Below are 14,232 nucleotides of genomic sequence, written 5' to 3'. Positions count from 1 at the left end.
AGCCCCCTGTAGTACCCTGCAACGGAGACGGACTCCGCCATGCGCAGATTGGCTGAACGCTACGCGACCCCCGTACCACGCTATACGAGCTATCCGACCGCCCCCAACTTTGGCCCGACGGTCGGCGCGAGAGAGGCGGCGCAATGGATAGCGCTTCTGCCGGACGACGCGCACCTCTCGCTTTATATGCACATTCCCTTTTGTCGCGCACTCTGCTGGTATTGCGGGTGCGCGACTACGGTCGTAAACGGCCATCAGCCGATCGCAAGTTATGTCGAGACACTCGCAACCGAGATGGCGCGCGTGGCCGAGCTGGTGCCGCCACGGCACAGCGTGTCCCACATCCATTGGGGCGGCGGTTCCCCAAACAGCCTGACCGCCGACGAGATCAAAGCACTCGCAATTCGGACGCGTGAACTCTTCCGGATCGATCCGGCAGCCGAGTTCGCCGTCGAAATCGACCCACGTTTCATGGACACCGGCCGTGTAGCGGCGCTGCAAGAGGCGGGGGTCAACCGCATCTCCATCGGGGTCCAGGATTTCGATCCCAAGGTCCAGGCAGCGATCAACCGCCATCAGCCGTATGACAAGACACGGCAGGTTGTGTCCGATCTCCGCGGCGCGGGACTGACGTCGCTCAACATCGATCTCGTTTACGGACTTCCCGGTCAGACGCAAAACAGCGTCGCTCGTACTGTCGACCTCGTCCTAGCCCTTAATCCGGATCGCATCGCCGTCTTCGGTTACGCTCATCTGCCCGACAAGATCAGGCATCAGCGCCTCATCGACACCGCAGCCCTCGCAGGTCCGACCGAAAGGCTCGGCCAAGCCAATCGGATTGCACGCATTCTCCTGGCAAACGGTTATGTCCGCGTGGGACTGGACCATTTCGCCAAGCCGGGAGACCCGATGGCGCACGCGGCTGTCAAACGCAATTTCCAGGGTTACACGACCGACGTTGCCGATGCTCTGATCGGTTTCGGCGCATCCGCCATCAGCCGCTTTCCTCAGGGGTATACGCAGAATGCACCCCGCACACCCGACTACCAGAACCGCATCGCAGAACGTGGACTTGCAACCGTGCGCGGCCTCGCCCTGTCCGAAGACGATCGCATCCGCGCCTACGTCATCGAGCGTCTCATGTGCGATCTCACCTTCTCGGAAGGCGATCTCCGGACGCAATTCGGGACGAAGGCCGAGTCACTGATCGAGGAAGCCCGTGCGCTTCCCGAGGCGGATCAGGACGGACTGATCGCGTCCACGTCCGACGGCTTCCACGTAACCGAGCGTGGCCGCCCCTTCGTCCGAAGCATCTGTGCCTGTTTCGATACCTACTATGATCAATCAGCTGGCCGGCACGCCGCTGGCGTTTGAATTCCGGCCGGCCGACGTCGCGCTTCTCCCGAGCGGGAGTGCCGAAGCGCGGCGCGCCTCGACCCAAGCAGATCTCAATCTGCCAATACCCGACGGGAAAGAAGATGACAGTACGAGCGCCGGAAATGCCCCGTACCCGGCGTTATCGACGTGGATGACGTAAAACGCGGGAGGTCACCATGCCAGAAATAGAACGTCTTCTATGGAATTTCCTTTTCGCTGCCACGAGTTCTGCAGCCGCCGATGCCGGTCGCATGCCACCAGCCGAGGCGCAAGAGATTTCAATTCATGCCGTACGAGAGCTTGCGGACATCCTCGTGAAGGAAAGAACCGCAGCCTAGGACCAATGCGCCGGTTGCAGGAAGACAACCAGCGCAAAATGCGATGCTGCGGAGCTACGGCCGCGGCATCGCTGGATTCGAGCGGACGATTTCATCTGCACAAGGTTCGGGGCAATACAATCAGACGTACAACGACGACCAATCTGACGCACGTCAGAACAGCGCGTTTTATTCTTGACTAATTTTATATAGTTTTAATAGGTTTGCCTCGGCTATTGGGAGCCGCCGAAGCAAGCCAGTGGATTAGTTGCGCAAGCAGTCGAGTCCCAGCCAGCAAGTTCAGCGTACTGGGGGATTCGATGAAAAAGTTCGTCTTTGCGGGCGCGCCCGCAATCGCGTTGGGCTGCGCGCTTTTTGCTAGCGCGGCCTGGCCGCAAGAAGATGCAGCGGCAAGCACCACAACGCAGGAAAATTCTGAACCCGCCAAAGAGACCCAAACCACATCCGGTGAAGGCACCTCTCTCCCAGGCGTCGTCGTCACAGCCGACACGACAAAGAAGAAAGCCAAGAAGCAGAAGTCGTCCGGTCCCTCGCAGGGCGGCGGAGATTCGGCAGACACCTCCTCCGGTGATGCCTCCGCGCAAGACACCGGAGGCGTTGCAGGCACGCTAGATTCCGCAATCGCAGTCGACGGCGTAACACTCGGCGGACCGGCCATAGCCGACACGGGCACGAGCGTATTCGACTCTCGAAACGTCAGAATGCGCAGCGACGGCGGTGGCGACGCCAACTCCTTCCTGCGCAATCTACCCAATGTGCAGTATCAGAATGATACGAACGAAAACGCCGGCGTCAATCTCCAGCAAACGATAGACACTCGTCCCGCCCTTCTCTCGATCAACGGTGCCCGAACCTACGAAAACAATTTCATTCTGAATGGTGTTTCGATCAGCACGATCACAGGCCCGGTGGAACCGTTCCCAACTAACGGTCTAAACAACGACACAGATCCAACCCCAAACCTAAATGCCATGTACGGGCTGCATCCGCAGACCGTCTTCGTACCGTCCGAATTCATTGGAACGGCAACGCTGATCGACAGCAACGCGTCCGCCGAGTACGGCGAGTTCCAAGGTGGCGTCGTTCTATATGATTTGGCGAAGCCACCAACCGATCGCTATCGCGCATCGGTCGCATACGATCGACACACAGACGACATGGTGCACTACAGGCTGGCAACACCGACGCGCACTAATCCTCTAGGTCGCTTGGCTCCCACGTTCGAGAAAGAAAATTTGGCGGCATCCGTAGGCGCCCCAATCACAAACGAGCTGTCCTTCATCGCACAAGCCAGCAGGAAGACGGCTGAAACCACGAAACAAAAGGAATACAAATTCTACAACGGCTTCGTCGATGAGGAGTCAGAGAATACTTTCCTCCGCTTCGCTACGGCTCTGAAAACCGGAATCGGCCGTTTCACCTTTGATACCTCGATGACTGACTACGTGCAGAACTGGCAGAGCCCAGGCTGGCGTGATCTGGAGATGGATGTCGAAACGCAGAGTTCAACGAAGCAGATCGAGTATTTCGGTGCATTGCCAGCGATCGCCGTCAGCGCCATAGGCCTCGACAACGTGACCCTCAAGACCCGCGCGTACTACAACAACAGCGACACAGGGAACTACACCAATAGTGATGTGGCGTACGCATGGGTTGGAAAGCGACGTAGGAAGGTAAACGGACAGTGGGTCGAAACATTCACCTCGGATAGGTTCGAAGATTGGTGTCGCTCAAATCCCGTCGAATCGCTGTCACCGGACCCGCGCGTCACTCAAGACAATACCATCTGCTATGAAGGCGGATACGGCAACAAGGAGCAAGGTCAGACGGACACGGGCGTGCAAGCCCAGTTTAAAGGCAATGTCTTCCTCGGGAATTTCCTGATCGGCGGCGAAGCCAAGTCGATCGAAGGCCGCCGTGCGAGACTTGCGGATTTCGTCAACTACTCCTCATTCGTCACCGCAACAGGCAACTCAAATCCTAACAGCCCGGCCGGTGGCAAATTCAATTGCTTACCCGACGACAAAGTTTGCCTGTCCGATATGTACGCTCGCATCAAAACCGTCGCTCCGGCATTCGACATTGAAGAGACCGTTAACGCGGTCCACGGATTTGCCGAACTCAATCAAACGTTGGGATGGTTCAACGTGCGCGCCGGTGTTCGGGTCGACTACGAAGACTACTTCGAGAACGTAAATGTGGCGCCTCGTCTCGTGGGTACCGTGACACCAATTCCCGGTATTAGTTTCACCGGTGGCTATAACCGCTACTATCTGGGTGAGACGCTCTATTACGCTCTCCGAGATTCGCAACCGTTCGCCCAGGCGTATACGAGAAGCCACACTTCTAATGGTACCGTACTAGATTTCCCGCCGACGACCCCGCCCTCCCGGCAGTACACCTTCAAGTCGTCCGACCTCGATACGCCATTCCACGAGGAGTACACTGGTGCGGTGCGCGTCAAAGATCCGCTACTTGGAGGACAATGGCGCTTGAGATATTTGGAACGCTACGGTCGCGATCAATTCTCGTCGACGGACTGCGGGTCGAACTGCACCGAACTGACAAACGACGGCGAGAGCTTCTACCGCTCGGCCACGGCGGAATATACGAAGTTTTGGCGTGATCTCTCCGTGCCAGCCCTCAGCGGCGTAGGTATCACCGTTGGCGCCACCTGGTCGGAGCAGACGATCTCGCGCTCCACATATTTCGACGACGAAAGCCTCACGTACATCTATTACAAGGGACGGTCCTATACCCCGCAAAGCTTTTCGGCCGTCACTGGAAATCTGGACATCCCAATCCGCATTGGTGGCACTCTATCGACCAACTGGCTCAATGACCGGCTCTGGGTCGATTTCAGCGCTGGATACAATCTCGGCTACGAAGGCGTATATGACACGGGTGAAGAAGTGGAGTTCGAAGGCCGCGAACATCTCGTCTACGATGACATGAAATTCAAGCCCGTCCTGATGCTGGACCTCTCGGCGCAACTTGCCGTAACCGAGCAAGCCGCAATCAGCCTGAAGGTGGACAATATTCTCGACACTGGCGGCAATTCCATCGCGACCAACAACAATCCCTGGGTCCGTGGTCGCAGCTACTGGGTCGGATCGACTGTGCGCTTCTGATGAGCACCATTCGAAGCGCAGTCCTGCAAGCAAATCGGACTGCGAGCGCAATCGCGCTCGCAGTCCTCGCCATTGCAATCTTCGCAGTCGTCGCGCTCCGCTCGTCCGCCATGGTTCCTCTCGATGCGCGATTTCCGACGTCACCGAGCACAACAGACCTCGCGACGCTCAGAAGGGCGTACGCGACCGAGCCGTCGTCCTGGCCAAGGCCGCGCCTGCTCCCCGGCGCACATTTCGCGGAAATGGCGCCATTGTCCATTCTCCCGCAACCAACCGGAAAAGCGCGCGACCTCGCGAGGATCGGAGCGAAACTGTTCGAGGACCCGCTCCTATCCGCCTCCGGACATATCGCGTGCCAGAGCTGCCACAATCGCAGGCTCGGGTGGGGGGACGGCTTGCCGACATCGTTCGGTCATGGCCGGGCGAAGGGCAAGCGCAATGCCCCCGGCCTTTTCACTGCGGCCTACAGGTCGCCGTTGTTCTGGGATGGCCGCAGCTCATCGCTTGAGGAGCAAGCATTGGCACCGCTTGCAGACAACCGCGAGATGGCCAACGCCGACAACTTCGTAGGGCTACTCGAGCGTATCAACGCGTCCGACCGTTACCGCGCGGAGTTCGCATCCGTAACCGGTCGCCCGAAGATCGACCTCGAAGATGTCACCGCCGCACTCGCTGAATTCCAGCGGACCCTCGAACGGCAAACGCGGTTCGATCGCTTCTTGGAAGGACAAACGAATGCTCTGTCCGATACGGAAATCTGGGGGCTACATCTGTTCCGAACCAAAGCGGGATGCGCCAACTGCCACAATGGTCCGACGCTGAGTGACGGCCGCTTTCACAACCTGGGACTGAGCTTCTTCAATCGAACTCTCGAAGACCTCGGGCGCTATGGCGTCACCGGAAACGCCGAGGACACGGGAAAATTCCTGACGCCTTCGCTTCGGCACGTCTCCCGGACAGGCCCCTATATGCACAATGGCATATTCCCATCTTTGGCCGGAACGGTGCGCTTCTATGAAGGTGGTGGAGGCCGAGTGCGGATCGACGAGACCGTTACGCCGCCCAGGCGAAACCTCATGCAAGAAGCAGCAAAAAAGTCCCCGCAGCTCGAGCCCTTCGAACTGACGCCCGACGAGGTCGCCGCCCTGGTCGCCTATCTCCAAACGCTGTAAGCGCCCTCACCAAGCGCTGTTAAGGATGCTGGCCGCATCACCAGAGAGCACTTCGCATAAGGATGAAAGCGGCCTATGCTGTGAACGCCAGAACAGGAAGTCCCCTACGGTCAAGTAGACGAGGACGGCATGGCAGAGACGTCAAAGCCGGCGCAGGAAGATGTGGCCAGAGATAGGCCGCACGCAGCGGCTGCGTCCCCGGCATCAGCACCACAGCCCACCGCCCCAAAAGACGGCCTAGCATCCAGCGAGGCTGCAAAACGCATTGCCGAATTTGGCCCAAATACGCTCGAGGAAAAGAAGAAGAGCGATTGGGACGTCCTACTCGGCTTCTTCTGGGGGCCAATTCCATGGATGATCGAGGCCGCAGCGCTCATGGCGCTGCTGGTAGGCGACTACGGCGATTTTCTGATCATCGCATCGCTCCTGCTCTTCAATGCCGGACTAGGTTTCTGGGAAGAGCACCAGGCGTCAAATGCACTAAGCGCGCTCAAAAATGCCCTCGCGCGCAAAGCCCGCGTGCTGCGTGATGGAACATGGAGCGAGATCGACGCTACGCGCATTGTTCCGGGAGACGTGGTGCGCATCCGTCTTGGCGATATCGTACCGGCCGATTGCACGCTTGCCCAAGGTTCGTTCCTGAGCGTCGATCAATCCTCGCTAACCGGAGAATCGCTCCCCGTTTCCAAGAAGGTCGGCGATCTTGTCTATTCGGGCTCCATTGCCAAGCAGGGGGAGATGGTTGCGGTCGTAACTGCGACCGGCAGCAAGACCTTCTTCGGCCGGACGGCCAAGCTCGTCTCCACTGCAGGATCTGTCTCGCACTTCCAATCGGCCGTCATGAAAGTTGGCGACTTCCTGATCGCCCTTGCGGCGGTTCTGGCCATCATTCTCGTGGCCGTCCAGCTCTCGCGCGAAGAGAGCTTCCTTCGGGTCGCCGAATTCGTTCTGATCCTTCTCGTGGCCTCAGTGCCGGTCGCGATGCCGGCTGTCCTTTCAATGACCATGGCGCTCGGCGCTCAAATGCTCGCCAGGAACAAGGTCATCGTTTCGCGGCTGGAAGCCATCGAGGAGATGGCGGGAATGGACATTCTCTGCTCCGACAAGACCGGCACACTGACCCAGAACAAGCTGACGCTCGGCGAGATCAAGCCCTGGGGCAACTACGACGTCCAAACGATCCTTCTCGCTGGAACGCTCGCTTCCAAGGCCGAAGACCAGGATCCCATCGACCTCGCAGTCCTAGCGGGTCTCGGGGATCGAAACGCCACTGCAGGCTATCAGGTTATTAACTTCGTACCGTTCGATCCCGTCACAAAGAGAACCGAAGCTACGATCAGATCGCCGGACGGCAGGACATTCTCCGTTTCGAAAGGCGCGCCGCAAGTCATCTTCGACCTCGCAAAGCTCACGCCCAGCGAACGCAAGACCGCGGAAGAGATCGTCGACATATTCGCCGCGAAAGGATTCAGAACACTCGGCGTCGCGGAGACTGACGCGTCGGGAACATGGAAGCTTCTCGGTATTGTCTCCATGTCGGATCCGCCCCGGCCTGATTCCAAAGCCACCATCGGTATGGCCGAAAGCCTCGGCATTTCCGTCAAAATGGTGACGGGAGACAACGTCGCGATTGCCTCGCAGATCGCCGGGCAACTTGGTCTAGGCACCCACATCCAACCCGCTTCGGAGCTCCTGTCAGCCAGTATCGCAAAGGACGGCGTGACACCGGCACTTGCCGAAGCCATCGAAAAGGCTGACGGCTTTGCCCAAGTCTTTCCGGAACACAAGTACGCCATCGTCAAAGCCCTTCAAATGCGCAACCACATCGTGGGCATGACGGGCGATGGCGTGAATGACGCTCCGGCATTGAAACAAGCAAACGTCGGCATCGCAGTATCCGGCGCCACGGATGCGGCACGTTCGGCCGCCGCGCTGATTCTGACCTCGCCTGGCCTCTCAGTCATCATTCAGGGGATCGAGGAAGCACGCCGCATCTTCCGGCGCATGATGAGCTACACGCTATATCGCATCGCCATGACCATCGACATCATGGCGTTCATCGTTCTGGCGACAATCGCTTACGGCTTCTTCCCCCTGACGCCGGTCATGATCATCGCGCTCGCCCTGCTCGACGACGTACCTATCATGACAATCGCCTTCGACAACGCATCCGCGTCCAAGAAGCCCGTTCGTTGGGATATGCGGCAGGTCATGGCGGTGTCGATCGTGCTCGGCATACTGGCGGTGATACAAAGCTTCGGTCTCATGTATATCGGCAAAACGGTTCTCGGAGTGGATACGGCGCAGCTGAAAACGATGATGTTCCTGCAGCTCGTCGCTGGCGGACATCTGATGCTCTTCGTGACCCGGTCGCGAGAAGAATTCTGGAAGCCGCCGCATCCTGCAAACAAACTCCTGTGGGCCATTATCGGCACTCAGGTTTTCGCGACTCTCGTCTGCGCTTTCGGATGGCTCGTTCCGGTGCTGTCCTGGCGCCTGATTGCGATCGTCTGGGCGTACAATTTGTTCTGGATGCTGATCCTCGACCGCGCAAAGTTGGCCATATACGAGGAATTGCAGCGGCGAGACGAGGGGCGAACACCATTCCTGTCAAGACTGAAGACGCCACTGAACACGGGCACACCGAGCTAGACAAACTCGTATGATGCCCAAAGCTTTCGGGAGACCGCCGTGGGCTACACGAAGAAGTTTCGCATTGAGCCGGATAGCAAGGTCAAGCTCGACACATTCGATCCCTCCGAAAAGGGCGGCTACGCAGATAGCAACGCCGCAGAGAACGAGATCGCACATCACGTCGCGAATCTGGATGAGTTGCAGGCCCTTCTCTACGCAGACGGTCGATACTCGCTGCTGATCGTGCTGCAGGGGTTGGACGGTGCCGGAAAGGACGGCACGATCCGGCACGTGTTCAACGGCGTGAACCCGCAAGGCACGAAGGTGCAGGCGTTCAAAGTTCCAACGCCCGAAGAGGCAGCGCACGACTTCCTTTGGCGCGCGCACAAAGCCACGCCAGGCAAGGGCGAGATCGTCATTTTCAACCGCTCGCATTATGAGGACGTGCTGGTCGTCCGGGTTCACGACCTTGTTCCGAAGAAGGTTTGGTCCAAGCGCTACAAGGAAATCAGAGCGTTCGAGAGAAATCTCAGTGAAGGCGGTACGGTGATCCTGAAGTTCTTCCTCAACATTAGCTATGAGGAGCAACTAGACCGTTTTCGGAAACGGCTCGACGATCCGCAGCGCCAATGGAAGATCAGCGAGTCGGACTACACTGAACGCAAGTACTGGAACGACTACCAGAGCGCTTATGAGGAGGCCCTAGCGGAAACAAGCACGGACTATGCGCCGTGGTTTGTGATCCCCTCAAACCACAAATGGTTCCGTAACCTTGCGATCTCCAGCATCATCGTCAACAGTCTGCGCGATCTCCATATGAAGGTTCCCGCACCGCGGGTCGATCTGGACGACATTCGCCGGAAGTATCATGGGGCCGAGGAAACTGAGAAAAAGGTAGACGCCAGCGGCAAAGCCGACGCGGATTGACAGCACGTGCGCAACAAACTGCCCGTTTTGATGCTTTCAGCCGGCGCACCCGCCCATTATCACGTCCACAATGCTGTCGACGAAATGCCCTTCGGCTGGCGGCACCTCCGGGTGTGGGCGGTATCGGCCGCCGGCCTCCTGATGGCCGGATACTCATTCTTCATGATCGGCATCGTCCTGCCGCTCATGCAGAAGGATCCGTCGTTCCCCCTCTCGACCTTCCAATCCGGTGCCATCGCGGCTGCAGGAATCGTCGGCACCCTTGTCGGCGCCCTCGTTTTCGGATCTCTTGTCGACCGTTTCGGTCGCAAGTGGATCTTTCGGCTCGACCCGGCAATCCTGTGCGTTTTCGGCATCGCCTCAGCCCTTGCGCCCAATGCAGCGTGGCTGATCGCCGCCCAATTTCTCTTCGGGCTCGGCATAGGTGGCGACTACCCGATTGCTGAGGCCTATGTGTCGGAGACCATGCCGCGAAGGATCCGCAGTAGGATGGTGGCGGGCGTGATCGCCTGTCAGGCTGTTGGCGGAGTTTTGGCCGCAGCCGTGGGGTACTGGGCACTCAAGTTCAATCCGACGATCTTCGAATGGCGGTGGATGCTGGCATCGATCGTCCCGATTGCGGCGGTGGTCTTTCTGCTTCGGCTGCAAATTCCCGAAAGTCCACGATGGCTCGCAGAGCATGGGCGGATCGATGAGGCGACCCAAGCTTTGGTCGATCTCCTGGGGCCAGGCGCGATGTGCTCCATCCCACAGGAAGCGCCCATCATTCCTCCGCCGACATCATCGTGGTTCGATCTCTTTCGGGCAGACATGCGAAAGCAGACAGCCCTGATCTGTCTGCCCTGGCCGTGCATGGATATCGCGGTTTACGGAATTGGCATTTTTACGCCGCTCATCCTTCTACAGATACACGCCGACACCGCAGTTTCGGACATCTCAAATTCATTCATTGCGCAGCGCTTGGGAGCCATCAAAGGGGCGGGCCTCATGGACGCCGCACTCGTCGGCGGCTTCGTGCTAGGCATCGCACTCATGATCAGAACAACACGCGTCGGCATGCAGATTCTTGGTTTCATTTGCATGTTCGTTGGGCTCCTGCTGGTCATGCTCGGAACGGCCCTGGGCAATACCCCGCTCCTAATCTTCTCGGGATTCATCTTGTTCAACACGATGATGAACGCCGGCCCCAATTTGACAACCTACACAATGCCCACGGAGATTATGCCGGTTCGGTTACGCGCCTCGGCCGCTGGCCTGGGGGCCGCATGCGGAAAGGCCGGAGCCGCGATCGTTACGCTGCTTTTCCCACTTCTTCTCGGAAAACTCGGGTTGGTCGGCACGCTGGCAGTTGTTGCAACGTTTGCGGTGCTCGGCGCATTGGCAACCTACCGGTTCCGCGTCCAACCGGTAGACTGGGCAAAAGCTGTCCGCACCGGCGTAGCCTCGCCCTCTTAGTGGCCTACGGGTGTTGCGCGCTCGAGAAGCGCCTTCACCTCTTCCGCCTCGAGTCCCTGCCCATAGGTCTGGCGCGGAGACACGGAAAGCCGCGTCCTGACGAAAGCATCTGAAATCCGCGCCGGCGAATTCTGACGCAAGAGCACGCTGGCAGCCAAGAGCGCGATCTGTTCGGCAAGTTCGCGGGCAGCGGCCTCGATGTTGGACGGGTCGCGCAAGATAACCTCGATGCGTTGATGGACGGCGCGACACGCGGAACTACCACCGGCCGCACGCGCAAGCCCCTCAAGAACGAGATGAGCGGCCGGGGGCTCGCGCTCGAACACGCGAACCACATCAAGCGCCATCACATTTCCCGATCCTTCCCAAATCGAATTGACCGGCGCCTCCCGATAGATCCGAGCGAGCGGAAAGGATTCGGTGTATCCATTGCCACCGAAGCACTCCATCGCCTCATAGGCGGCACGTGGAGCGATCTTGCAGACCCAGTACTTCGTGACCGGCGTCATCAGACGGCGCCACGCTTCGGAAGAGGCGTCATCCTCATCGAACGTTCGCGCCAACTGGAATGCGAGCTGCGTGGCAGCCTCGACGTCGAGGGCAATATCCGCGAGCACGTGGCGCATCAACGGTTGATCGATAAGAAATTTTCCGAACACTCTCCGGCCCTTGCAATGATGGATCGCGTGAGCGAGCGCAGACCGCATGAGGCCCGCTGACGAGACGGAGCAGTCGAGCCTGGTCCAGGTCACCATGTCGATAATCGCCGCGACACCTCGCCCTTCCTGGCCGACAAGCCAGGCACATGCGCCGTTGAATTCCGACTCCGCAGAAGCATTGGCACGGTTGCCGAGCTTGTTCTTAAGCCTTTGCAGGTATATCGCGTTTGTCCCTCCATCAGGCAAAAAGCGGGGCATAAAAAAGCACGACAAACCGCCGGGCGCCTGCGCCAGCACGAAGAAGGCATCCGACATGGGCGCTGACAAAAACCACTTGTGGCCCGTAATCAGATAGCTCCCTTCCGGCCCGCCGGGCACAGCACGCGTCGTATTCGACCGCACATCCGTCCCACCCTGCTTCTCCGTCATGCCCATTCCGAATGTGACAGACGATTTTTCATCCATCGGCAAAAAGCGAGGATCATAGGATCGAGCAAGGACCTTCGGCAGCCAAGTCTTTGCAAACTGTGGCAGCTTGAGAAGAAGCGGCACGGCCGCATTGGTCATGGTCAGCGGACAAACGTGACCGGGCTCCATTTGCGTCGCCATGTAGAGCGCGGCGGCCCGCGCGACGCTCGCACCCTTCTTCTTCTCGGCTTCAGCTTCGGCGAGGCGCCACCAAGCCGACGAATGCAGCCCAGCGTTCATGCTGGCTGCCATGCAGGCGTGATACGCAGGATGAAATTGGACGACATCCGCGCGCCGTCCCTGCACATCATGCGTGACGAGTTGTGGAGAGAATTCGTTAGCGAGGCGCCCATGTTCGAGAGCTTCAGCGCTTCCGCAGAGCGCGCCGAAACTGTCGAGATCCCTCGCAGCGTGGCCTCCGCCTTCCCGCGCGACGGCGTCCCGGAGAACGACGTCGGACGTGAACAAGTTGACGTTCTCGAAGAGCGTCGGCTGGTTCAGAACCTCGTGCGTTGATATGCGCTCGGACATGGACATCACCTATGAAGATGATAGTCCCATTGGATAGACCGCAACAACCTATGATGAGGCGCTCTACTGAACTTCCTCAGCCCCGCGCGCATAGATATCGTCGCTGCGGATGATGTCGTCTTCGCCCAGGTAACTGCCGATTTGAACCTCGATCAGTTCCAGGGGAACCTTGCCGGGGTTTTCGAGGCGATGCCATTGGGTGGCGACAATGTAAACGCTCTCGTTTTCACGAACGAGCTTTTCGACACCTTCGATCGTCACCTTGGCCGTACCCTGTACGACAACCCAGTGTTCCGAGCGATGGTGGTGCATTTGCAGCGAGAGCACACCGCCCGGCTTGACATGCAGAAGCTTGACCTGAAAACGCGACCCGATGTTGAGCGTCTCGAAATACCCCCATGGGCGGTAACTTCTGACGTGCTGCTCGTGCTCCCGGCGGTTTGCCAACTTCAGTCGCGTCACAATCTTCGACACATCTTGGGAGCGTGATTTGTCGGCTACCAAGACTGTATCGGGCGTTTGAACGATCACGAGATCCTTGACGCCAATCGTCGAGATCAAGGAGCGCTCACTGTGGATGTAACAGTTGCGGGTATCCTCGAGGAGACTGTCGCCCTGAATATAGTTCCCCTCGTCGTCCCGCGCGGCGGCATCCCAAAGTGAGGACCACGATCCGAGATCGCTCCACCCCAGATCGAACGCCAGCATGGCCGCAGCTTCGGTATTCTCCATAACCGCATAGTCGACGGAAATCGAAGGCGCCTTCTCAAACTCTGCTTGGTCGAGGCGCAGAAAGCCCAGATCCTTCTCAGCCTTGGCGAGGGCGCCCCGAGCGGCCTCCAGAACGTCCGGCGCGAACACCGCCAGCTCGGCAAGAAACACTTCAGGACGAAAGACAAATATCCCGCTGTTCCAATAGTAGTCGCCGGATGCCAGATAGGTCCGAGCCGTTTCCGCGTCCGGCTTTTCCGTGAAGCTCCGGATCGCAAAAGCATCGGCACCGTCGAGAGCGGGACCTCTGTGAATATAGCCGAAGCCCGTATTTGGTTCGGACGGCGTCACGCCGAAAAGAACGATCTTGCCCTTGTCGGCCACCTCTGCCGCTCTTTCAACCGCAGCACGAAACAAACCGACGTCCTTGATGTCATGGTCGGACGGCATGACGACGAGGATCGAAGAAGGGTCCTCCTTAGCGGCGAAAAGAGCGGCGACCGCGATTGCCGGCGCAGTGTTGCGTGCAACCGGCTCCAAAATGAGTGCGCGAGGCGCGACTGCGGCCTGCTCGCAATCGTCCTTCACCAGAAAGCGATGTGCGTTATTGCAGACGACAAGCGGCGCTCCAAAACCGGCATCCGGAGAAAGGCGGGCCAGCGTTGCCGACAGGAGGCTTCCACGCTCTCCGTTGAGGCCACGAATACACTGTTTGGGATACATCGAACGTGAGAGTGGCCACAGGCGAGTCCCTGAGCCTCCCGACAGGATCACCGGAGTTATTTTGCGCATTCGGCGTTCCTCACGTAGAGCCCATCGGACCTCGGAA

At 58.7% G+C, this 14,232-nt stretch carries 9 protein-coding genes; 7 read left to right on the top strand and 2 right to left on the bottom strand.

All coding sequences use genetic code 11. The annotated features are described in order from the left end of the window. Positions 1–39 precede the first annotated feature (39 nt). From hemN to VHO05_RS14665, 7 genes are all read left to right on the top strand, one after another. Positions 40–1,374: an oxygen-independent coproporphyrinogen III oxidase gene (hemN, locus tag VHO05_RS14695; protein WP_329647329.1), complete on the top strand. Its 1,335-nt coding sequence runs from the start codon at positions 40–42 to the stop codon at positions 1,372–1,374. A gap of 179 nt (positions 1,375–1,553) precedes the next feature. Then, on the top strand, positions 1,554–1,715 hold the full coding sequence (locus VHO05_RS14690; protein WP_329647328.1) for a hypothetical protein: 162 nt from the start codon (positions 1,554–1,556) through the stop codon (positions 1,713–1,715). 299 nt (positions 1,716–2,014) lie between these two features. Then, complete coding sequence (locus VHO05_RS14685) at positions 2,015–4,846, top strand: hypothetical protein (protein ID WP_329647327.1); 2,832 nt, start codon at positions 2,015–2,017, stop codon at positions 4,844–4,846. Next, positions 4,846–6,018: a cytochrome-c peroxidase gene (locus VHO05_RS14680; RefSeq protein ID WP_329647326.1), complete on the top strand. Its 1,173-nt coding sequence runs from the start codon at positions 4,846–4,848 to the stop codon at positions 6,016–6,018. The genes VHO05_RS14685 and VHO05_RS14680 overlap by 1 nt, the downstream gene beginning before the upstream one ends. 129 nt (positions 6,019–6,147) lie before the next feature. After that, positions 6,148–8,670 (top strand): plasma-membrane proton-efflux P-type ATPase, encoded by a 2,523-nt coding sequence (locus VHO05_RS14675; protein ID WP_329647325.1) that lies wholly within the window; start codon positions 6,148–6,150, stop codon positions 8,668–8,670. Positions 8,671–8,709: 39 nt separating this feature from the next. Then, complete coding sequence (locus VHO05_RS14670; RefSeq protein ID WP_329647324.1) at positions 8,710–9,579, top strand: polyphosphate kinase 2 family protein; 870 nt, start codon at positions 8,710–8,712, stop codon at positions 9,577–9,579. A gap of 6 nt (positions 9,580–9,585) precedes the next feature. After that, positions 9,586–11,034 carry an MFS transporter gene (locus VHO05_RS14665; RefSeq protein WP_329647323.1) on the top strand — a complete coding sequence of 483 codons (1,449 nt, stop codon included), beginning with the start codon at positions 9,586–9,588 and terminating at the stop codon, positions 11,032–11,034. On the opposite strand, the gene VHO05_RS14660 is transcribed toward VHO05_RS14665, so the two are convergent. Then, positions 11,031–12,692 (bottom strand): isovaleryl-CoA dehydrogenase, encoded by a 1,662-nt coding sequence (locus VHO05_RS14660; RefSeq protein WP_329647322.1) that lies wholly within the window; start codon positions 12,690–12,692, stop codon positions 11,031–11,033. The genes VHO05_RS14665 and VHO05_RS14660 overlap by 4 nt on opposite strands. A gap of 63 nt (positions 12,693–12,755) precedes the next feature. Continuing rightward, positions 12,756–14,195, bottom strand: a complete 1,440-nt coding sequence (locus VHO05_RS14655) for a mannose-1-phosphate guanylyltransferase/mannose-6-phosphate isomerase (protein ID WP_329647321.1) — start codon at positions 14,193–14,195, stop codon at positions 12,756–12,758. Positions 14,196–14,232 lie beyond the last annotated feature (37 nt).

Source organism: Hyphomicrobium sp. (genome assembly GCF_036262015.1).
Lineage (GTDB): Bacteria > Pseudomonadota > Alphaproteobacteria > Rhizobiales > Hyphomicrobiaceae > Hyphomicrobium_C.
This window is presented reverse-complemented; position numbering and strand designations above follow the sequence as displayed.